Genomic DNA, 20,041 nt, shown 5'->3' with positions numbered 1-20,041 from the left:
CAAAACCTACTTTAACGCATCAAAGGCTTAAAAACCAATAAATAAGACTACTTTTGCAGCCGCTAAGAAGCGCTATTTTTATGAAAGATATTAGAAACATTGCGATTATTGCTCACGTTGACCACGGTAAAACCACACTGGTTGATAAGATCTTGCACCACTGTGAGATTTTCCGTGAGAATGAAAATACGGGAGAATTAATCCTTGATAACAACGATATTGAAAGAGAACGTGGGATCACGATTCTTGCAAAGAATGTATCTGTAATGTACAAGGGTACTAAAATCAATATCATCGACACACCTGGTCACGCAGATTTTGGTGGTGAGGTAGAACGTGTATTGAACATGGCAGATGGTGTGTTACTGTTGGTAGATGCCTTTGAAGGTCCTATGCCACAAACCCGCTTTGTATTGCAAAAGGCCATCGACCTTGGTTTGAAGCCTTGTGTAGTGGTCAATAAAGTAGATAAGGAAAACTGTACACCAGACGAGGTACACGAGTCTGTTTTTGACCTGATGTTTGAATTGGGTGCAGAAGAATGGCAGCTGGATTTCCCTACCGTTTATGGTAGTGCAAAAAACAACTGGATGTCAGAGGACTGGAAGAACGAGACCAGCAATATCGAGCCATTGCTGGATATGGTGATTGAGCATGTTCCAGCTCCTAAAGTAGAAGAAGGAACCACTCAAATGTTGATCACTTCTCTAGACTTCTCAAACTACACCGGTCGTATCGCGATAGGTAGAGTAAAAAGAGGTTCCATGAAAGAAGGACAAAATGTGACATTGTGCAAACGTGATGGTTCTATGACCAAAACAAAGGTCAAAGAAGTATACGTTTTTGACGGTATGGGAAAAGCCAAGGCAGAAGAAGTCATGGCAGGTGATATTTGTGCGATCGTAGGTCTGGAAGGTTTTGAAATAGGCGACAGTGTGGCTGACTTTGAAAACCCAGAAGCTATGGAAACCATCGCTATCGATGAGCCTACCATGAGCATGTTGTTCACCATCAACGATTCACCATTCTTTGGTAAGGACGGTAAGTTTGTGACCTCACGTCACATCAAGGATCGTTTGACTAAGGAATTGGAAAAAAACCTTGCCTTGCAGGTACACGATACTGGTGCTGCAGATAAGTTCATGGTATTTGGCCGTGGCGTATTGCACCTTTCTGTATTGATTGAAACCATGCGTCGTGAAGGTTACGAATTACAGATAGGTCAACCACAGGTAATCATCAAGGAAGTAGATGGTGTAAAATGTGAGCCTATTGAAGAGTTGTCTATCGACTTGCCAGAGAATGTAAGCGGTAAGGCAGTTGACATGGTTACTTTGCGTAAAGGTGAAATGACCAGTATGGCACCTAAGGGCGACCGTATGTTGATTGAATTTAAGATCCCATCACGTGGTATCATAGGGTTGAGAAACCAATTGATCACCGCCACTGCTGGTGAGGCCATCATGAACCACCGTTTTATAGGTTTTGAACCTTATAAAGGTGAGATTTCTGGACGTATCAATGGATCCATGATTTCTATGGAAAAGGGAACAGCGATTCCTTACTCGATGGATAAGCTTCAGGATCGTGGTAAATTCTTTATCCATCCAGGAGAAGAGATTTATGGTGGACAAGTAGTAGGTGAGAACTCAAGACCAGATGATCTTGCGATCAACTTGACTAAAACCAAAAAACTTTCCAACGTACGTAGTGCAGGAAACGACGATAAGGTAAAGATTGCGCCACCGGTAAAGTTCACGTTAGAAGAAGCCCTGGAATACATCCAGAAGGATGAATATGTAGAGGTAACTCCTAACCACTTGAGATTGCGTAAAATCTATCTTGACGAGAATGAGCGCAAACGTAGAGGTAAGGAATTGAGCTAGATGTAGCTTCAATCATATATTAAAAAAAGCAGATTCGTGAGAATCTGCTTTTTTGTTGGATGTAAGTTTTTGTTCTAATTTTTGCTTTGCTTTCCTGTCTGCCGACAGGCAGGCGCGAAAGCGAGATCACCTAAAGTCCAGCCTGCATCAAAAAGCTTTGTGCATTACCATTACATGGCCTTTGCAAAGAATATGGCGTTCATCATTAACTTGTTGGTGCCGTACCAAAAGGCTCTAAAATTGGTATTGTCGGTAAAGCCGATAACATCACCTCGGCCATAGTTGTTGTGTACAAAGGGTCTGGTATTTCTCAAAGCTGCTAGGTTGGGTTTAGAAATATATCCTGCCATGAGAGGTTCATTGGTGTATTTGATGGGATTGCGATAGGAAGTGCTATCAGCCTCTACAAACATAGTTGTGTTTCTAAATATAGGCAGCTGGCTGTCCTTATACCCAAAAGCAACAGGATGCGATCGATCCAGTTGGGTTTCAAAAATGGCTCCACCTATGACCTGTGCGCCGTTAAAATCACCGCGTTGCTCAAAAGTCACGTTTTTGGCAGGATTTTCAGTGGACTTAAACGTCACTGGTAACATCTTGCTACTGGACATCCAGCGCAGCGAATTGCCAAAACCTATAAAGGTACCACCAGAGCGTACCCAAGACTGCAGGCTTTCCATCGTGCTCTTGTCTGGCGACCCATAAGAATTGGGATAGATGATAGTGTTGTAATTGCTCAAGTCGGCACGGCCTAGACGATCGCGTTCTATCTTAGTGATCGCAATATCATAACGTTGGTCCATCAAATGCCAGATCTCACCAGCATCGTAAGAATCAATGCCATCGCCTATCACCAGCGCAATTTTGGGATCTTGCAAAGGCACAAACGAATTAGATCCCAAATCGATTCCTGTGGTCAATCCCGTAGAAACCGCATCCATTACCACCGCTGTCTCATTAGTATATTCCTGCAAACGCTCCTGCAGTTCATTTTTGGAAAAAGGTTGTCTCGATACCGGTATCATGATCGTACCATAGTCATACGTTTTACCGTTGAGCGTGAAGGGCTGCATCGCCACTTTGGCAATGATCTCATCCCTCAATAGCTTGTTCAATACCTTAGGTGTTTCGTATTCATTCCATTCCATCAGGTAGGCGTAGTCTGAAACCGCAAGAGGCTTTTTGGTACTGGAAGCTTTATGGATCTCAAAAGAATTTTGGTCCATCGTGGCGGTCACGTCTGCTCCAGTAGCAATATTTCCAGCATTCATGGAATAGTCCAGATCAAAAGCCAGCGGGAACGTCCATGCGCTAATGTCATAGAAAAGACTGTCTGTAAATTCAGTGTCTTTTTGAAACAAGGCTTGGATCAATCTACTTTTCTTCTGCGACTTGGGAATGACGTATGCATAACCTTTCTTGTATTCTTTTCCGTCTACTTGGACATCTTGGTTGAGCTCCTTTAATCGTATCTCATGGCGTAGTAAAACCTCTGCAAACGCATCGGTTTTTCCAGAGTCTTTGGCATCGCCAAAAATGATATTGCCTGATTTGGTTTCATTGGCAGCATCTCTATAGAACTTCGCTTGATAGTTCAATAGTTTGTCTTTCATACCGTTGGCAGCAGCCAGCGTGCTTAGCGCTGCGGTAAATTGGTTGCGTATGGTAAATGGAAAAGTCAAAACCCCATTGACTGATTCCTGCGCATGTCCACGGGAACTCGCCTGCTCAAACAAAATCCCTATGCCACCGTTTACATCTGGAAACGTGGAGCCCTTACCGTAATAGAAGTCATCAAAACTTTCCTCGGTATAATAAAAGGATCCTATTTTATCCAGCGCCGCGGAATGATAATTACCTATTTCCTTGGTAAGTTCTTGGTTCATTTGTGGGGTCAATGGGTTGGTCCTAGAAGGTATTCCTGGCTGGAAGAAGAAGCTGGAATTGGTTCCCATCTCGTGATGGTCGGTCAAGATATTGGGCATCCACTTATTGAAGGTAGCGATGCGTACTCTGGATTCTGGCAATTGTACCGGCAACCAGTCGCGATTCATATCAAACCAGTAGTGATTGGTACGACCACCAGGCCACGCCTCGTCATATTCGCGGTCATTGCCATCAATAGTGATGTTTTCGTTTTTATGCTGATTCACCCAACCTGCAAAACGCTGCAGTCCATCAGGATTAAAACTGGGATCCAGCAACACCACGGTATTGTTCAGCATCTCATCAATTTTGGATCCCTGTGCAGCCGCCAGGTAGTAGGCATAAAGCAATGCAGCATTGGAACCACTAGCTTCATTCCCATGAATGGAAAAACCCTGATATATTACAATAGGATTGTTTTCACTGGATGTACCATCAATATTTGCTTGATGTGCCTGGCGCAACGCTTCCACATTTTGCAGATTGCTGGGCGAGCTCACGGTAAGTAGGATCAAGGGTCGGTCCTCAAAGGTCTTGCCTCGATTCTCGATAGTGATGCGGTCGCTGGCACTGGCGAGCGCCGTCATGTACTGAACCAGCTTGTCGTGGGTCACATGCCATTTCCCGGGAACGTACCCTATCACTTCTTCAGGTGTTGGGATATTGGGATTGTAGGTGACGTCTGTGGGTAAGTAGTAATCCATTTGTGGATCAACAATGGTTTGTGCGGTTACCGCTTTCGCGAAAGCGAAAAAAACAGCCAGCACTAGTACAAGATTCCTCATGTGGTTTTGAATTAGGTCAATAAAATAAAAAGCCTTTCACAGGGAAAGGCTTTATGGAATGTATGGTAATGATTAAATATCGTCGAAGTCTACGTTGGTAAAGCTTGCCGGGTGATTAGGCTCTGTAGCATCGTCTGAGGCTGGTGAGGCTGAATCTTCTTTTTTGAAATCGGCTTTGTGGCGCTCTGAAATGACCTCGTCGCCTTTCTGGTCGATGATGTAGTCGGTCACCTCTTTAAGCGTATCGCCAAATTCTGCAAAGTCTTCCTTGTACAAGTAAATCTTGTGTTTCTTGAAGTGAAAGCTACCGTCATCATTGGTGAACTTCTTGCTTTCTGTAATCGTGAGGTAGTAGTCGTCTGCCTTTGTAGATCGTACGTCAAAGAAATAAGTGCGTCTTCCTGCACGAACTACTTTTGAATAAATTTCTTCCTGCTCCTGATAATCTCTATCGCTCATGTCGGTCTTTTGGGTGTTAAGCACTCAAAAATAGGAAAAAACTTGAAAAGCCTATCTATAATTTTGGCTTACTGTTCCAGCATTTGATTGGCATACAAATCGGCATAATAGCCGTCTGCTTCCAGTAGCGTCTCATGATCACCGCTCTCTATGATGCTACCATCCTCTAAAACGATGATAAGATCTGCATTCTTGGCAGAGCTCACACGGTGGCTCACGATAATGGTGGTGGTGTCTCGGGTTACTTTTTTGAGGTTGTTCAGGATCTGCTCTTCAGTCTCTGTATCTACGGCACTCAAACAGTCGTCAAACAACAAAATGTTGGGTTCTTTGATAATGGCCCTTGCAATGGAAACCCTTTGTTTTTGTCCACCGCTTAAAGTGATGCCTCGCTCGCCCAGCACGGTTTCATAGCCGTGAGTGAAATTCTTGATATTCTTGTGAACGACTGCATTTTTTGCGGCAGCAACAATTTCTTCCTCACTGGCATCCTTGTTTCCAAAGGCTATATTGTTCCCGATAGTGTCAGAAAATAAAAAGGCATCTTGAGGTACATATCCTATGGATTGTCTTAAATCATCCAGATTCAAATCCCTAATAGGTTTACCGTCAATCTTGATAACGCCATCGGTCACATCGTATAGGCGACCAATCAATTCCAGAACGGTAGACTTACCGCTACCTGTTTTACCTAGTATGGCCAGTGTGCCGCCACTGTGAATTTTGAAGGAAAGGTCTTTAAGCGCATGGATGTTGGTGTCTTCATAGACAAAATTGACCTTGTCAAACTCGATGCTTCCTTCGACACGAGTAGTTTCTTCTACTAGGTTTTGAATCTGGGGTTCAATGTCCAGAAATTGATTGATGCGTTTTTGGGAAGCCTCAGCTTGCTGGATCATGTTGGTCACCCAACCCACAACCGCTACCGGCCAGGTAAGCATATTGACATAAATCAAGAATTCTGGAATGGTTCCTACTTCAATTTCTCCTGCAATGACCTGACGACCACCTACGTAAATCACCAAAATATTGCTAAGTCCAATTAGCAATACCATCAAAGGAAAAAACAAGGCTTGAACCCGTGCAAGGTCAATGTTCTTGTCCTTACTGTCATTAGCCACCTGCGCAAACTGAGAATTCATTTGAGATGCGAGATTATAGGCCTTGATGACCGAAATGCCACTAAAAGCCTCTTGAGATATGGTGTTGAGATTGGACAAGTATTGCTGTACCAGTGTGGAGCGCTTGTGAATCTCGCGGCTTACCACATAAATAGCGATAGATAAAAACGGCAATGGCACGATGGTGTAGAGTGCAAGCGTTGGTGCCGTGTCGATCATTGCGGGAATCACCACGGCAAACAAAGTAATCATGTTGATACCATACATGATGGCTGGCCCCATGTACATGCGTACTTTAGAGACATCTTCGCTTATGCGATTCATCAAGTCACCTGTACGATTCTGTTTGTAAAAGCTTAATGATAATCGCTGGTATTGCTGGTAAATGATATTCTTGAGATCATACTCCAGATGCCTGGAAACCACAATGATCAGTTGGCGCATGATGAACGTCAAAATCGCTGCAAGTAGGGTAGTGCCTAAGATGATGCCTATATAAAGAAGTAGGTCGTCCTTGACCTGTTCTAGATCAGTACGTTCACCGTTCCCATAGGCGTTGAGTAGATTGATGATCTTACCTACGTACTTAGGCAAGTAAAGAGACAAATATCTGGAGGCAATCGTGACAATAATTCCAAAAATGAGCTGCCATTTATACTTGGCAAACAGCTTATTGAGCTTCAGTAATTCCTTCATAGGTACGTGTCGTACATTGTTAACTATTGTAAGTTGAAAATAGGCGATAAGTCCATTGTTGATTATGTAAAATCAAACTACTTTTGCAGCGCAAAATCAAACGCCCTTAATGGGTTACACCATGTCTCAAGACTATACTACTTTAGAAAAAATCATCAATCAGGATCCGGTTTTTGGACAGTTGTCCTTCAACGATCATGAACAAGTGGTTTTTTGCAACGACAAAGATACAGGATTAAAGGCCATCATAAGTATACATAATACGGTATTGGGCCCAGCTTTGGGCGGTACGAGAATGTGGAATTATGACAACGAATGGTCTGCCCTAAATGATGCCTTAAGGCTCTCTCGAGGCATGACTTATAAAAGCGCCATTACCGGTCTTAATTTAGGTGGTGGTAAGGCAGTGATCATTGGGGACGCCAAAACCCAGAAGACTCCAGAGATGATGCGCAAATTTGGTGAGTTTGTTCACAGTCTTAGCGGTAAGTACATCACCGCAGAGGATGTTGGGATGAATACAGAGGATATGGACCTGGTGCGTGAAGTAACTCCTTACGTCACAGGAATTTCAGAAAGTAAAGGTGGCTCTGGTAACCCATCGCCCATCACCGCATATGGTGTGTTTATGGGAATGAAGGCTGCAGCACAGTTCAAGTATGGTAGTGATGTGCTAGAAGACAAAGTCATCTATGTAGAAGGTGTAGGCCATGTAGGTGAAACCCTTGTGGAATACCTCACGGAAGAAGGTGCAAAGGTCGTCATTGCAGACATCAACCGCGAGCGCCTGGAAGAGGTAAGCTCTAAATATAGAGCTACCATCTATCAAGGTGCAGACCTGCATTCTGAACCTATGGATATCTATGCGCCCTGTGCGTTAGGTGCCACGATCAACGACAACTCCATCAACAAGCTGCAGGCACAAATCATCGCTGGAGCGGCTAACAACCAGCTGGCCGATGAGGCTAAACACGGCATGTTGCTACAGCAGCGAGGCATCGTATATGCGCCAGATTTCTTGATCAACGCTGGTGGTATCATAAATGTCTTTGCAGAGCTGGAAGGTTACGACCGTTCAGAAATCATGCGCAAGACAGAAAACATCTATACGACGACCATCGAGATCCTTAAAAAGGCCGCAGATAATGGGGTCACGACGCACACCGCTGCGCTACAGATCGCTCAGGCACGTATCGATGCAAGACGAGCAGAACACAGCAGTCAATCCCATTAATAGTAGTATTTTTGCAGTCCTCAAGCTGTAATTTGCAGTGAGGATATTGATAATTACGCTTTCGCGAAAGCTGACTCGACACCAGCCGCGTTGCATTTATAAAAAACGTTCTTATGCTTACCCGTAGACATTTGCGCATCAAGGTCATGCAGGCCGTTTTTGTCTTTCATAGACAACGACCCGATGACTTGAAGGAATTGGAAAAATTTCTCAATGGCAGTATGACGCAAACCTTTGTACTGTTTCTTTACATGTTGCAGCTACTGGTAAAAATCCATGAACTGGCAGAACAGCGCTTCAAGCTGGCCCAGGACCGCTTCACGGGATCTGAAGCTGTCAAAAACCCTAGTCGCGCACTTATAGAAAACAAGGTCTTAATCGAGCTTGCCAAAAGTCCAGCCCTTAAGGAAGCTCTCAAGAAACGCAAATTGGATCCTTGGCATCTAGATTCAAAATATGTGGAGCGTCTTTATGAGCAGATCGTCAATGACAAGATCTTTGTCATGTACGCCAGTGAGGAAAGTGATAGCATCAAGAAAGATCAAAACTTTGTTAATTCCATATTTTCTGAAATCATAGCACCAGATGATGAATTGATGAGTTATCTGGAAGATGCGAACATCACATGGATGGATGATTATCCACTGGTGAATACAGAGATCATCAAATTTGTAAGAAAGATAAAGGTCAACAAAGAGATCAAACTTCCAGAATTAGTCAAGGACAGTGAAGACATCAAATTTGCGATGGACCTTTTTAGACGTACCATCTTGAACCATGACGAATTATGGAACCGTCTGGAAGGAAAAACTCCCAACTGGGATTCAGAACGTATAGCACAAATCGATGCGGTCATGATCATGATGGCTCAATGTGAATTCTTGTATTTCCCTAGCATACCGGTTAAGGTATCTCTTAATGAATATCTGGAGATCTCAAAAGATTACAGCTCACCCAAGAGCCGCATCTTTATCAATGGAATTTTGGACAACTTGCTCAAGCAGTTCCAAAAGGACGATATGATCAATAAAATAGGGCGCGGCACCATGTAACGGAATGGTTTTTGTCGTTGTTCATCCCCAAGCATTTCCTTATATTTGAACGCTTTAAAAAATGAATAAAATGAAAAAAATAGTTTTGTTGTTTGCAGCAGTTGCTGCCGTGACACTTACAAGTTGTAATGAATCCGCATCTGCAAAGATTGATGAGGCTAACCTTACTGCTGCTGCAGACCGTGAGTCCGTAGAGGCAAATTATCCAGTGATGACTTTTGACCAGCCAGAATATGATTTTGGAACGGTCAATGAAGGTACTGTTGTTGAAAAAGAATATACATTCAAAAACACAGGAACGTCTCCATTGATTATCGTGAATGCAAAAGGTAGTTGTGGATGTACGGTTCCTACGTGGACTAAAGAGCCAGTAGCGCCAGGAGAAGAAGGAACCCTTCTTGTCAAATTCAATACCAGTGGTAAGCCTAATGCACAGAGTAAATCTGTAACCATTACTACAAATACTGAAGCTGGAACTGAGGTGATCGTCATCAAAGGTTTTGTAACTGGAAAGTCCAGTACACCTAACGCCTAATCCTTTTTATGGAGCAGTTTATGGCATTTGCGCCTTACGTAGGTATTGCACTGATATTTTATTTTCTAATTATCAGGCCACAGTCTAAACGTCGCAAAGAAGAAAAACAATTTGCAGAATCCCTTAAAGTAGGAGATCGTGTCATTACCACCAGTGGTATTCACGGTAAGGTCAACCAGATCAATGCAGACAAGGGAACTGTAATGATTGAAACTGGAGCAGGAAAGATGCTTTTTGAAAGAACTGCCATTTCGGTAGAGCTTACTAAAAAGCTCAACACTCCAACAGATGTCAAGAAATAATTTGAATTTATAGTAGTACCAAGCCCTTGAGAAATCAAGGGCTTTTTTTTTGGCTTCGACTCCGCTCAGCCATCACAAATAGATTCTATGTTGAAAACATCCCTTAGTTGTAAGTATATTACGAGGATGAAAGGATGGATGTACATATTGCTTTGTTCAAACGGTAGTTATTATACTGGAAGTACCAATGATCTTAATCGCAGAATGATCAAACATCAAGCAGGGTTAGGTGCAAATCATACCAAAAAATATTTACCGGTAGAACTCATCTATTTTGAAGAATTTGATAGAGTTCAGGATGCGTTCTATCGAGAAAAACAAGTTCAGGGCTGGTCCAGAGCTAAGAAAGAAGCACTCATCAATGGATTTTCTGACGAATTGAAAAAGTTGGCAAAGTGTTTAAATGATACTTCTCATGAGAAATGGCGTAAGGAATAAATAATTCGATTTGTGGATCTGGATCATTTCGACTTCGCTCGATGACCTGCTTTGCAAGACAATTCTCATGTCCAATAAGTGCTATGTTAGCAAAGCCTAACTAACGGTGACTGAGCGTGATCATAGTCGGGTGACTGGCGTAGCCAGATTCAGGTAACTGAGCGTAGCCAGAGTCTAGTCTGGTGACTGAGCGTAGCCGAAGTCACATCCCAGGCAGCTCCTTCCAGCTACCATCTTCGGCAGTTTGTTTCAAAAAGTGGTTGCGTTGCTCTAACAATCGAGTCATATATTTCTCAAGAAAAAGGAAATCGGCAAGATGGCCTAGCCATCCTAGTGGCGAGTCGTAGTCAAAGATGTCTTTCATCAATGTACTGCCATCTTCTTGAGAGCTAAAATGATGCTCATGGCGAAAGTGTTTAAAAGCACCGCTCACCAATTCATCCGCAAAAAATTGATGCGGGCGCACGTCTGTGATCAAACTTGTAAGCTGTTGTTTGATGCCAAAGTGTACCGCTTCCCAGGTCACGGTTTCACCTTCTTCTACCAGTCCAGTCGTTCTGCCAGCAATGGCCTTCTCTTTGGTGTGTTGTAGGGAATCTTGATGTAGGTCTATACTGCGCGCCAGGTCAAAAACCACCTCGAGCGGTGCGTTGACTTTAGTATGCAGGACTATTTTAGGCATGAAGACTTTTTGTAAAGATAGACCTCAAATTTTGGGGATGGCGCAATCGCTTTCGTAAAAAGAGCAACAGCAGTTGTGCTCTTTTATTACATTTGAAAAAACCTTTCCATCCATGAATCAAGAACGTGTAGTTATAGAAAATGTCCAGCCAGTCATCAATGCTGGTCGTCACGCCATCAAAAGAGTAATAGGAGAAACCGTGCATGTGAGTGCCACCGTTCTTGTTGACGGCCACGATGTCATTCAAAGTGCCGTTTTGTATAAACATGAAAAGGCGAGAAAATGGCAGGAACAACGCATGGACTCGATCGGGAACGACGATTACAAGGCGAGTTTTCAAGTAGAAAAACTGGGCAAACTTCAGTATAAAGTTCAAGGTTGGGTCGATTATGCACTCAACTGGCGTCATGGGATCTCCAGAAAACTGGCCGACGGTCAACACGTTAAAAGTGAGTTGCTAGATGGAGTGATTCATTTAGAGCACGCTTACGCGAAAGCGAACAAAACCGAACAGTCCTTGCTTCAATTCGGGATTGAGTCATTTCAAACCGACTCTCGATATGATGAGGCCGTTGAGGTCGCCTTATCAGATAGGTTAAAAGACATATTCCTTAAATATCCCGCAAAGCAGTTCGCTGCAGAGAGTGAGGTTTTCATTTGTAGCGTAGACCGCGAGAAGGCAAGATTCTCGACCTGGTATGAGTTTTTCCCACGCAGCGCTGGACAAAATTATAACCACGGGACTTTTAAGGACTGTATCGAGCTATTGCCCTATGTGGAAGAGATGGGCTTTGATACCTTGTATTTCCCACCAGTTCATCCTATTGGAGAGGTCAATCGCAAAGGAAAAAACAACACCACAACAGCGCATGGTGACGATGTAGGTTCTTGTTGGGGAATAGGTTCAAAAAATGGCGGACATATGTCGCTACACCCACAATTAGGTAGTGAAAAAGATTTCAAGAAGCTGGTGCAAGAGGCAAAATCCAGAGGTATTGAAGTAGCTATGGATTATGCTTTGCAGGCAGCACCAGATCATCCTTGGGTAAAAGAACACAAGGAATGGTTTAGATGGCGACCAGATGGAACCGTACAGTATGCAGAGAATCCGCCGAAGAAATATCAAGACATTCTACCTATCTACTTTGAAACTACCGATTGGAAAAATCTGTGGAAAGAGTTACTGCGAGTAGCCTTATATTGGGTAGAAGAATTTGACATCAAGGTATTTAGAGTCGATAATCCACATACTAAACCTTTTCATTTCTGGGAATATCTCATTGGCGAAGTCAAGAAAAAACACAACGACGTCATCTTTTTGGCAGAGGCTTTCACAGCACCTAAAGTGATGAATCAGCTGGCTAAGGTTGGTTTCCAGCAATCCTACACTTATTTCACGTGGCGCAACAACAAGCATGAATTACAGGAATATGTGCACGAACTCACCACCAGCCATCAAAGAGAATACATGCAACCCAACTTCTGGCCCAACACGCCAGACATCAACCCATATCATTTACAGTCCGGTAACGAGAGCGTTCACTTGAATCGCTATGCGCTCGCTGCCACCTTGAGTTCCAGTATAGGAATTTATGGTCCCGTGTTTGAGCAAATGATCTCCAGCGCTCTTCCTGGCAAGGAAGAATATCTGGATTCTGAAAAGTTCCAGATTGCTAATTACGACTGGAGCAAGAGAACCAAACTTACCTTGATCATCACTAAGATCAATCAAGCGCGCAAGAATCTCGCAGCGCTACAACAAACCAATAATATCAAGTTCCTGCACCAGGACAACAATCAATTGATCACCTTCTACAAATGGAGTGAAGACCGAAAGAGCGAAGTAATCGTGGCCATAAACCTTGATCCATATTACGAGCAGGAAACTTGGGTACCCATGCCTTTACAAGAGATGGGAATTGATGAGCATCATGGTATTACCGTAAGAGATGTCATTACAGATAGTAGTTACCACTGGAGCGGCACACACAATTATGTAAAGATCAATCCCGTATTGCCATTCCATATATTTGAGGTGAAGAGATAACTGTTTGATTACCTCATAATCTTTCTATATTTATAGGGTAATCAAATCAAATTCTCAAGAAGATTCTTATATTTTTGAGATCTACTCAATTTATTGATAATAAGTGTCCAAAACCAAGCTCACAAACCCAAAACCCTGGGAACAACTTCTAGACGATGCTGCCTTTAAAAAGCAGCTGACTCATGATATTTTAGAGAGCTACGTGGTACAGCAACGTTGGTATGGTGGCAAGAGCAGCACGCTCAAATATCTTGAGATTAGTGAGTTTTTTACCATTGCTCACAAGGGCGATCACTTTTATGGCTTATTGCTGGAAGTCAATTTTAAAGAAGCGTTTTATCAGCATTACTTTTTGCCCTTAGGTTTTGTAGCGGATAAATCTGCCGCATTAGAAGGTTTGATCGCGCCTATCAAGCTGGGCGATCAAGATGGTTATTTAGTAGATGCGCTATATCTGGATAGTTTTAGAAAAGTACTTTTTGAAAAAATCATTGAATCCCAACCGGTAGAAGGATTGGGTACGATCACTTTCCATGCTGGCGAAGAACTGGATGAAACGCAATACGTTTCCAGCCGCTTTCTAGGCGCAGAGCAATCCAATACCAGCATTATCTTCAATGATAAACACATCATTAAGTTTTTCCGTAGGATTTATAGTAGTACCAATCCAGACTATCAAATATCACGCTACCTTACAGAGCAAACTTCGTTTGACCGTTCGCCTACGTACACAGGTTCCATTAACCTTAATATTGTCAAAAAGCACGATATCACACTGGCATTGATGCAAAAATTAGTGGACAATGATGGTGATGGCTGGGAATGGATGTTGGAAGAGTTGAAGGTTGTTTTTAATACGCTTTCGCGAAAGCGAATTGACATCAAATCCTTACCAGACGTCAAGCTATTTACCAGATTAAAATTACAAGAGGTGCCACACGAGATTGTCGACTGGACTGGACTGGACCTTTTGAAAAGAATCAGAACCCTGGCACTGCGCACGGCACAATTTCACGTGGCTATGGGCGGCGAGCGCAACGATCTAAAGTTCACGGCAGATAAGTATAACGGTGACTACAACGTTTGGCTTAAAAACCGATTGTTGTACATGTTCCAGAATAGGCTCAACACTGTAGAAAATAATCTGCATAAATTGAGTGGAGAAGCGCTGGATCTAGCACAGGAATTACTGGAGCGTAAAAATGAGATACGCAACCGCTTTATACAATTTGACTGGCACCACATGAAAGGTGAACGCATACGTATCCATGGTGATTACCATCTAGGTCAGGTACTAGTGGACGGCGAGGACTTTTATCTTTTGGATTTTGAGGGTGAACCAGAAAGTACCATACGCGACCGCAAGGTCAAGCAAATGCCACAAAAGGATCTTGCTGGGATGTTTCGCAGTTTTCATTACGCGATCTATTCCACGATTTTTGATCATGGAGAAACCACGGGAATTTCAAGAGACGACCTTTATGAGGCAGGTGAATTATTGTATAAGTATTTGATTTCCATTTTTATGGATACGTATTTGCATCACGTGCACAATAACAACTTGAACATAGGCTACCGCAAGGAAGTCAATTTCTTATTACAGTTTTGCCTACTGGAAAAGGCCATTTATGAATTGGGCTATGAGTTCAATTCCAGACCTAGCTGGGCCATTATTCCATTGCGAGGCATCCACAGTATCATGAACCATAAACAAGAAAAAGTATGAGCCAGGTAATCACGCACTCGCTGTTTACAGATTTTGACATTAATCTTTTCAAATCTGGAAAGCATTACAGGCTTTACGAAAAATTCGGCTCGCACATTCTTGAAAAAGATGGCGTCAAAGGAACCTATTTTGCCGTCTGGGCACCAAGCGCTAAGGCTGTGAGCGTCATTGGAGATTTTAATTTTTGGGTAGAAGGTGAGCACCAGTTGCAGGTACGTTGGGACAGCAGCGGTATATGGGAAGGGTTTATTCCTGGAGTGGAGCAAGGCGCAACCTACAAATACAAGATCCACTCGTCACACAACGATATCAAGACAGAAAAAGCAGATCCATATGCTCGTCGCTGTGAGCATCCGCCTAAAACGGCCAGCGTCGTATGGCAATATGATCCCAAGTGGAGCGATGCAAAATGGATGAAAACGAGGGCAAAACACAACGCACTTGATGCGCCCTATTCTGTTTATGAGGTACATCTGGGCAGCTGGAAACGCAAGATTGAGGAAGATCGCAGTTTGAGCTATCTGGAATTGGCAGATGAGCTGGTCGCTTACGCGAAAGCGTTACAATTCACCCACGTAGAGTTCATGCCCATCATGGAATATCCCTATGATCCTTCATGGGGCTACCAGTTGACGGGATATTTTGCGCCTACAGCAAGATTTGGTTATCCGGAAGAGTTTGCGCAACTCGTCGATGCGATGCACAAAGCTGGAATAGGAGTCATCCTGGATTGGGTGCCATCCCATTTTCCAGAAGATGCCCATGGACTGGGATTCTTTGACGGTACTGCTTTATATGAGCATCCAGATCGCAGAAGAGGTTATCATCCAGACTGGAAATCCTTGATATTTAATTACGGTCGCAACGAGGTCAAGAGTTTCTTGATTTCAAATGCACTGTTCTGGATGGATCAATACCACATCGACGGCTTGCGAGTAGATGCCGTGGCAAGCATGTTGTTTTTGGATTATTCCAGAGAAGATGGTGAGTGGGAACCTAATGTTTTTGGCGGTAGGGAAAATCTGGAAGCCATGGCATTTCTAAGAGAAATGAACGAGGCTGTTTATCTCAATTATCCAGATACACAAACCATTGCCGAGGAGAGCACTAGCTTCCCGATGGTGAGTAAACCTACCTCTATAGGTGGTCTCGGTTTTGGGATGAAATGGATGATGGGATGGATGCATGATACCTTAGAATACTTTAAAAAAGAACCTATTTATAGACGTCACCATCAAAATGATTTGACATTCTCGATGACTTATGCGTTTACCGAGAATTTTATGCTGCCGCTATCGCATGACGAGGTGGTTTATGGTAAGAGCTCCATCATAGGTAGAATGCCCGGCGACAGCTGGCAAAAGTTTGCCAACCTGCGATTGCTTTATGGTTATATGTTCACGCATCCTGGCGGTAATTTATTGATGATGGGATCAGAATTTGGCCAGCACGATGAATGGAAATTCAATGGCAGTCTGGACTGGCATCTCACACAGTTTGCAGATCATCAGGGAATTATGAACGTGATTACTGATTTGAACAAGTTATATAAAAAACAACCGGCTTTGCACGAGAAGCAATTTGATGCCGCTGGGTTTGAATGGATCTCGCATGAAGATGCAGACAACAGCGTCATAAGCTATGTGCGCAAGGGAAATGATTCTCAGATTGTTGTCGTTTGTAATATGACACCTGTACCTAGAGAAAATTATAGAATAGGTTTGCCAGCAATAGGTAAATACAAACTGCTGTTTAATAGCGACGATTCAAAGTACGGCGGATCTGACTACAAGATAAAAAAGTCCTTTACGGCTCAAAAGGAGAACTGGCAATATCGCGATCAAAGTGTCGAGTTGAACTTGCCGCCACTTGGGGTTTTGGTTTATAGGGTTTAAAATCGGCAGGTTTAGATATACACTGATAATAGTTATTTCATTTCTGTCCTTTTTATCTATAGCTCAAGACAGTAGGGAAGATTTGTTGGAACTGGCATTGAAAGAATTGAGTATGAGCAAATCTGATATTGCCGAAGATCTTCTGGTTATTGAAAAGATTTCCGAAAAAGAGTCAGCGCTTCTAATTCCAGAGATTGTAGAGCAAAGCGAAGAATTCATTGCTTACAAATTTGACTTGGTAATAGTTCAAAACTCGACTGGACTCATTCTGTCGCAATTAACAAAACAAATCTTTTTGAAAAGTGATGCCACGAAATTGTATAATGCTGAGGTTGATTACAATTCAATAATGGTATCCGATCGATTCGATTCCCTTAGTGTCATCATAGAATATTATGGTAGCAGTCGTGTCAATCCACACTCTTCAAAAAACTTGTATGCATTTGAGCGAGTTGGCGATGAAATAAAAACCACGCTCGAAGACTTTGTGATTCACGAGATCATTGGAGAAAACGATGGAGGATTAAATGGATCTTACAAAGAATCAAAAAGGCTAGTTACACCATGGAACCATACACAACACCATTCAGATCTTAGAATTCAAGAGGTAGTCTTAAAAAGTAAAGTGATTGATGGAGATGAAGAGATATTGAGTATTTCAAAGAATGATGTTGCTATACTTAAGTATTCCAATGGAAGTTATTACTGTAAGTAGCAATTGATTGGATTTCCCGTTAAACTTCACATAATCATACTTTTTAAGACGGGAAATCTATTACTTTAATGTTCAAATAATTAAACATGAATATTACACTTAAACAAGCTCAAGCGATCATTGAAAAAGCGATGGCCAAAGCAAAAGAAATCAACACAAAAATGAACATCAGTGTCGTAGACGCCGGTGCCAATCAAGTTGCGTTCGTTCGTATGGATGGTGCATGGCTGGGAAGTGCTGACATTGCTCTCAAAAAAGCCAAAACTGCTCGATTTTTTGACATGCCGACCGGTGAGATAGGCAAAATATCACAACCAGGTGAATCCCTTTTTGGAATCGAGCACTCTAATGGCGGTCTGATCAGTTTTCCAGGTGGATTACCTATTAAAAATAAGGATGGAGACATCATAGGAGCGATAGGTGTGAGCGGCAGTACTGTTGAAAATGACCACGAGGTGGCAGGAGCTGGAGCAGCAGCCATCTAGTAAAACACTATAAATGCAAAAAGGTCCACTTGTTCAAGTGGACCTTTTTTTAGTTCAAACTTCAATTGAAATTTTCCAATCTCAATGGTTGGGTTTGAATGTGATTAATTCAAGTTAGTAGTGCCTAGGGCAGTAACCTCGCCGTTCACAACAACAACATCATTGATTACAACCGTTTGTAACTCGGCCGCTGGATCTGCTTCAATGGTAACCGTGTAGGTTCCGTTAGGTACACCATTAAGTCTATACAGTCCATTCACATCAGTAAATGTGCTTATCTCGTTAACTCCATTGCTGGCCATAACTTCAACTTGAAAGGTTGTAGGTTCCACATCACCTATGATCGCTCCAGACAATGCCGCTAATTCAGTTCTAATTACGGGTTTTAAAGAGTAACCACCATTACCTTGACGTACGATGGATTTATCTGCATCAAAGTCTAGAATGAATTCATAAAGAATGCCGCCTTCCAATTCTTGATTCACATTAAGCTTCAAACCTGATTGTTGGGCGCTAGGCGTTGATAATGGGAATTCTTGACCGTCAACAACAACAGAGTTATCGTCTCCTAGGATCAATCTGATTTGGTTGATTCTTCCAGCTGGGATTTCGTCATCTGCTAGCACAACGTTATTTCCACCAGTCAATTCGAGAAGGTCATAGATGCCGGTATTATCCATATCAAGCACTAATTCTTCATCATCTGCATCGCCGTTAAATTTGATGGCAACTGCCTCTACATCAATAAAGACGTTATCATAATCACCGGGCGCATCCACAAGTTTAATGTTAACTCTGGCTGGTTGTGTGCTGTCATTGTCGTCGCTACAGGAAAATAATGTCGTTGTCATTGCAACCAACATCAGGGAATAAATTAGTTTCTTCATTTTTAGGGTTTTAAATTAATTAAGGAGTTCAAACTTAATTTAAGTTTTAGGGTTGAGTTCCTATATGCTTGTTAATAAAGAGATCCTTAACAATTTGGATTTGATAAAGCCATCTGAGATTTCAAATAGAAAAAATGGAAAGGATAGTGAAGAGTTTATGCTGTGATACCGAAAGTTGTTAATATAAGATCAATTAGGCTTTTTGTAGGATAAGTCGCTGCAGTGCAGTCGTATCTTGAAAATAAAAACTATGAAAATTTTAAAACCTTTATTTTTTGTACTTACTGTGGCGCTTGTTTATAGCTGTGGTCCTGCGGTGAATACAACCAAACCTACTGACGATAGCCTGAAAAAATATCAGAGCTTTTCCTATTTGCCTAATTCTGCTATAGAAATGCCAGATATGGCTATGAATGATGATGTGAACACATTGGTAATTCAGCAAATCAACGATCGAATGATGGATGCTGGGTACGAATTAGACAGAACCAAACCAGATTTACTGGTATTGGTAAGTACCAAAGTTGATGAAACTACAGAGACGACCACAGATCCAGTATATGCGCGATATGGGAACTATAATAGACCAGGATTGAGAGTCAATTCTTATTATAACAATTACTACTACAATGGTTACAACACATTTCCAACCGTAGTTGGGTACGATACAGATACCTATAACTATAAGGATGGTACATTGATCATTCAATTGGTGGATCGTGAGTCACGTGAAACGGTGTGGAAAGGAATAAGTAGCACCAGTATCTACAACAGTGGAGACACTGCTGCCATGACCAGTCTGGTCAACGCGATTTTTGAGGAATACCCGTTATTGAAATAGATAAAAATCCCAATTAAAACAAAGCCCGTTTGATTAACGGGCTTTTTTTATGAAACACCTACGCGATAATTTGCGCTTTTTTTTAGTACGAATCTTTCTTCCTAAGCTTTGAAAAAATGCAGGATTGGCAAAAAATAGAACTCCTGATCGTCGATCCCTTATTAGTTCACTTTTACATGATATGGACTGTAATAATTTCGCTTTCGCGAAAGCGATATCTTCTCCATCTTGAAGAAAACGGTTGCATAACTAAACACATTAATGCGTGAAATTCCAATGGTTTTTTTATACTTTCCCACGTTTATACGGTACATACTAGTGCTTTAAGA

18 protein-coding genes are annotated in these 20,041 nt (G+C 42.3%); 12 read left to right on the top strand and 6 right to left on the bottom strand.

Annotated elements, in window-relative coordinates:
• The first annotated feature begins 80 nt into the window (after positions 1–80).
• Entirely contained in the window at positions 81–1,886 is a 1,806-nt protein-coding gene (gene typA, locus AAU57_RS13695; protein ID WP_055413450.1) for a translational GTPase TypA, read from the top strand.
• Positions 1,887–2,056: 170 nt separating this feature from the next.
• Here typA and AAU57_RS13690 read toward each other — a convergent pair whose 3' ends face one another.
• The 3 genes from AAU57_RS13690 to AAU57_RS13680 form a co-directional block, all read right to left on the bottom strand.
• On the bottom strand, positions 2,057–4,597 hold the full coding sequence (locus tag AAU57_RS13690; RefSeq protein WP_055413449.1) for a M14 family zinc carboxypeptidase: 2,541 nt from the start codon (positions 4,595–4,597) through the stop codon (positions 2,057–2,059).
• A 72-nt stretch (positions 4,598–4,669) separates the two neighbouring features.
• Complete coding sequence (locus tag AAU57_RS13685; protein ID WP_055413448.1) at positions 4,670–5,056, bottom strand: PUR family DNA/RNA-binding protein; 387 nt, start codon at positions 5,054–5,056, stop codon at positions 4,670–4,672.
• A gap of 68 nt (positions 5,057–5,124) precedes the next feature.
• Positions 5,125–6,873: an ABC transporter ATP-binding protein gene (locus tag AAU57_RS13680; RefSeq protein WP_055413447.1), complete on the bottom strand. Its 1,749-nt coding sequence runs from the start codon at positions 6,871–6,873 to the stop codon at positions 5,125–5,127.
• Between the two features lie 109 nt (positions 6,874–6,982).
• Here AAU57_RS13680 and AAU57_RS13675 point away from each other — a divergent pair, with 109 nt between their 5' ends.
• The 5 genes from AAU57_RS13675 to AAU57_RS13655 all read left to right on the top strand — a co-directional run bounded on the left by AAU57_RS13675 (position 6,983) and on the right by AAU57_RS13655 (position 10,434).
• Complete coding sequence (locus tag AAU57_RS13675) at positions 6,983–8,107, top strand: Glu/Leu/Phe/Val family dehydrogenase (protein WP_231717829.1); 1,125 nt, start codon at positions 6,983–6,985, stop codon at positions 8,105–8,107.
• A 113-nt stretch (positions 8,108–8,220) separates the two neighbouring features.
• Positions 8,221–9,159 (top strand): transcription antitermination protein NusB, encoded by a 939-nt coding sequence (locus AAU57_RS13670; protein ID WP_055413446.1) that lies wholly within the window; start codon positions 8,221–8,223, stop codon positions 9,157–9,159.
• A gap of 70 nt (positions 9,160–9,229) precedes the next feature.
• Positions 9,230–9,694, top strand: coding sequence for a DUF1573 domain-containing protein (locus AAU57_RS13665; RefSeq protein WP_055413445.1), 465 nt, complete (start codon positions 9,230–9,232; stop codon positions 9,692–9,694).
• 8 nt (positions 9,695–9,702) lie between these two features.
• Positions 9,703–9,996: a preprotein translocase subunit YajC gene (gene yajC / locus AAU57_RS13660; protein ID WP_055413444.1), complete on the top strand. Its 294-nt coding sequence runs from the start codon at positions 9,703–9,705 to the stop codon at positions 9,994–9,996.
• Positions 9,997–10,122: 126 nt separating this feature from the next.
• On the top strand, positions 10,123–10,434 hold the full coding sequence (locus AAU57_RS13655; protein ID WP_055413443.1) for a GIY-YIG nuclease family protein: 312 nt from the start codon (positions 10,123–10,125) through the stop codon (positions 10,432–10,434).
• A 202-nt stretch (positions 10,435–10,636) separates the two neighbouring features.
• Here the strand turns inward: AAU57_RS13655 and AAU57_RS13650 are convergent, their stop codons facing one another.
• Positions 10,637–11,116 carry an SRPBCC family protein gene (locus AAU57_RS13650; RefSeq protein WP_055413442.1) on the bottom strand — a complete coding sequence of 160 codons (480 nt, stop codon included), beginning with the start codon at positions 11,114–11,116 and terminating at the stop codon, positions 10,637–10,639.
• 112 nt (positions 11,117–11,228) lie between these two features.
• Here AAU57_RS13650 and AAU57_RS13645 point away from each other — a divergent pair, with 112 nt between their 5' ends.
• The 5 genes from AAU57_RS13645 to AAU57_RS13625 all read left to right on the top strand — a co-directional run bounded on the left by AAU57_RS13645 (position 11,229) and on the right by AAU57_RS13625 (position 17,984).
• Positions 11,229–13,163 (top strand): alpha-1,4-glucan--maltose-1-phosphate maltosyltransferase, encoded by a 1,935-nt coding sequence (locus AAU57_RS13645; protein ID WP_055413441.1) that lies wholly within the window; start codon positions 11,229–11,231, stop codon positions 13,161–13,163.
• Between the two features lie 103 nt (positions 13,164–13,266).
• Entirely contained in the window at positions 13,267–14,889 is a 1,623-nt protein-coding gene (locus tag AAU57_RS13640; RefSeq protein WP_055413440.1) for a maltokinase N-terminal cap-like domain-containing protein, read from the top strand.
• A complete protein-coding gene (gene glgB / locus AAU57_RS13635) occupies positions 14,886–16,784 on the top strand; it encodes a 1,4-alpha-glucan branching protein GlgB (RefSeq protein ID WP_055413439.1) in 1,899 nt (632 codons plus the stop codon). Before AAU57_RS13640 ends, glgB begins: the two co-directional genes overlap by 4 nt.
• 112 nt (positions 16,785–16,896) lie before the next feature.
• Complete coding sequence (locus AAU57_RS13630; protein WP_055413438.1) at positions 16,897–17,499, top strand: hypothetical protein; 603 nt, start codon at positions 16,897–16,899, stop codon at positions 17,497–17,499.
• 86 nt (positions 17,500–17,585) lie between these two features.
• Positions 17,586–17,984: a GlcG/HbpS family heme-binding protein gene (locus AAU57_RS13625; protein WP_055413437.1), complete on the top strand. Its 399-nt coding sequence runs from the start codon at positions 17,586–17,588 to the stop codon at positions 17,982–17,984.
• Positions 17,985–18,088: 104 nt separating this feature from the next.
• Here AAU57_RS13625 and AAU57_RS13620 read toward each other — a convergent pair whose 3' ends face one another.
• Positions 18,089–18,871, bottom strand: a complete 783-nt coding sequence (locus AAU57_RS13620) for a DUF4382 domain-containing protein (RefSeq protein WP_231717828.1) — start codon at positions 18,869–18,871, stop codon at positions 18,089–18,091.
• Between the two features lie 250 nt (positions 18,872–19,121).
• On the opposite strand from AAU57_RS13620, the gene AAU57_RS13615 reads away from it, so the two are divergent.
• Complete coding sequence (locus AAU57_RS13615; protein ID WP_055413436.1) at positions 19,122–19,712, top strand: DUF4136 domain-containing protein; 591 nt, start codon at positions 19,122–19,124, stop codon at positions 19,710–19,712.
• 161 nt (positions 19,713–19,873) lie between these two features.
• On the opposite strand, the gene AAU57_RS15125 is transcribed toward AAU57_RS13615, so the two are convergent.
• A complete protein-coding gene (locus AAU57_RS15125; RefSeq protein ID WP_156340192.1) occupies positions 19,874–20,026 on the bottom strand; it encodes a hypothetical protein in 153 nt (50 codons plus the stop codon).
• Positions 20,027–20,041 lie beyond the last annotated feature (15 nt).

The sequence above is a fragment of the Nonlabens sp. YIK11 genome (assembly GCF_001413925.1).
Classification (GTDB): Bacteria; Bacteroidota; Bacteroidia; order Flavobacteriales; family Flavobacteriaceae; genus Nonlabens.
Note: the sequence above shows the minus strand (reverse complement) of the source record. Positions and strands in the feature narration are given on the sequence as shown.

Coding starts and splice junctions, on each gene's coding strand:
- typA (WP_055413450.1), top strand. CDS start 81: ATGAAAGATATTAGAAACATTGCGATTATTGCTCACGTTGACCACGGT.
- AAU57_RS13690 (WP_055413449.1), bottom strand. CDS start 4,597: ATGAGGAATCTTGTACTAGTGCTGGCTGTTTTTTTCGCTTTCGCGAAA.
- AAU57_RS13685 (WP_055413448.1), bottom strand. CDS start 5,056: ATGAGCGATAGAGATTATCAGGAGCAGGAAGAAATTTATTCAAAAGTA.
- AAU57_RS13680 (WP_055413447.1), bottom strand. CDS start 6,873: ATGAAGGAATTACTGAAGCTCAATAAGCTGTTTGCCAAGTATAAATGG.
- AAU57_RS13675 (WP_231717829.1), top strand. CDS start 6,983: ATGGGTTACACCATGTCTCAAGACTATACTACTTTAGAAAAAATCATC.
- AAU57_RS13670 (WP_055413446.1), top strand. CDS start 8,221: ATGCTTACCCGTAGACATTTGCGCATCAAGGTCATGCAGGCCGTTTTT.
- AAU57_RS13665 (WP_055413445.1), top strand. CDS start 9,230: ATGAAAAAAATAGTTTTGTTGTTTGCAGCAGTTGCTGCCGTGACACTT.
- yajC (WP_055413444.1), top strand. CDS start 9,703: ATGGAGCAGTTTATGGCATTTGCGCCTTACGTAGGTATTGCACTGATA.
- AAU57_RS13655 (WP_055413443.1), top strand. CDS start 10,123: ATGAAAGGATGGATGTACATATTGCTTTGTTCAAACGGTAGTTATTAT.
- AAU57_RS13650 (WP_055413442.1), bottom strand. CDS start 11,116: ATGCCTAAAATAGTCCTGCATACTAAAGTCAACGCACCGCTCGAGGTG.
- AAU57_RS13645 (WP_055413441.1), top strand. CDS start 11,229: ATGAATCAAGAACGTGTAGTTATAGAAAATGTCCAGCCAGTCATCAAT.
- glgB (WP_055413439.1), top strand. CDS start 14,886: ATGAGCCAGGTAATCACGCACTCGCTGTTTACAGATTTTGACATTAAT.
- AAU57_RS13630 (WP_055413438.1), top strand. CDS start 16,897: ATGAGCAAATCTGATATTGCCGAAGATCTTCTGGTTATTGAAAAGATT.
- AAU57_RS13625 (WP_055413437.1), top strand. CDS start 17,586: ATGAATATTACACTTAAACAAGCTCAAGCGATCATTGAAAAAGCGATG.
- AAU57_RS13620 (WP_231717828.1), bottom strand. CDS start 18,871: ATGAAGAAACTAATTTATTCCCTGATGTTGGTTGCAATGACAACGACA.
- AAU57_RS13615 (WP_055413436.1), top strand. CDS start 19,122: ATGAAAATTTTAAAACCTTTATTTTTTGTACTTACTGTGGCGCTTGTT.
- AAU57_RS15125 (WP_156340192.1), bottom strand. CDS start 20,026: ATGTACCGTATAAACGTGGGAAAGTATAAAAAAACCATTGGAATTTCA.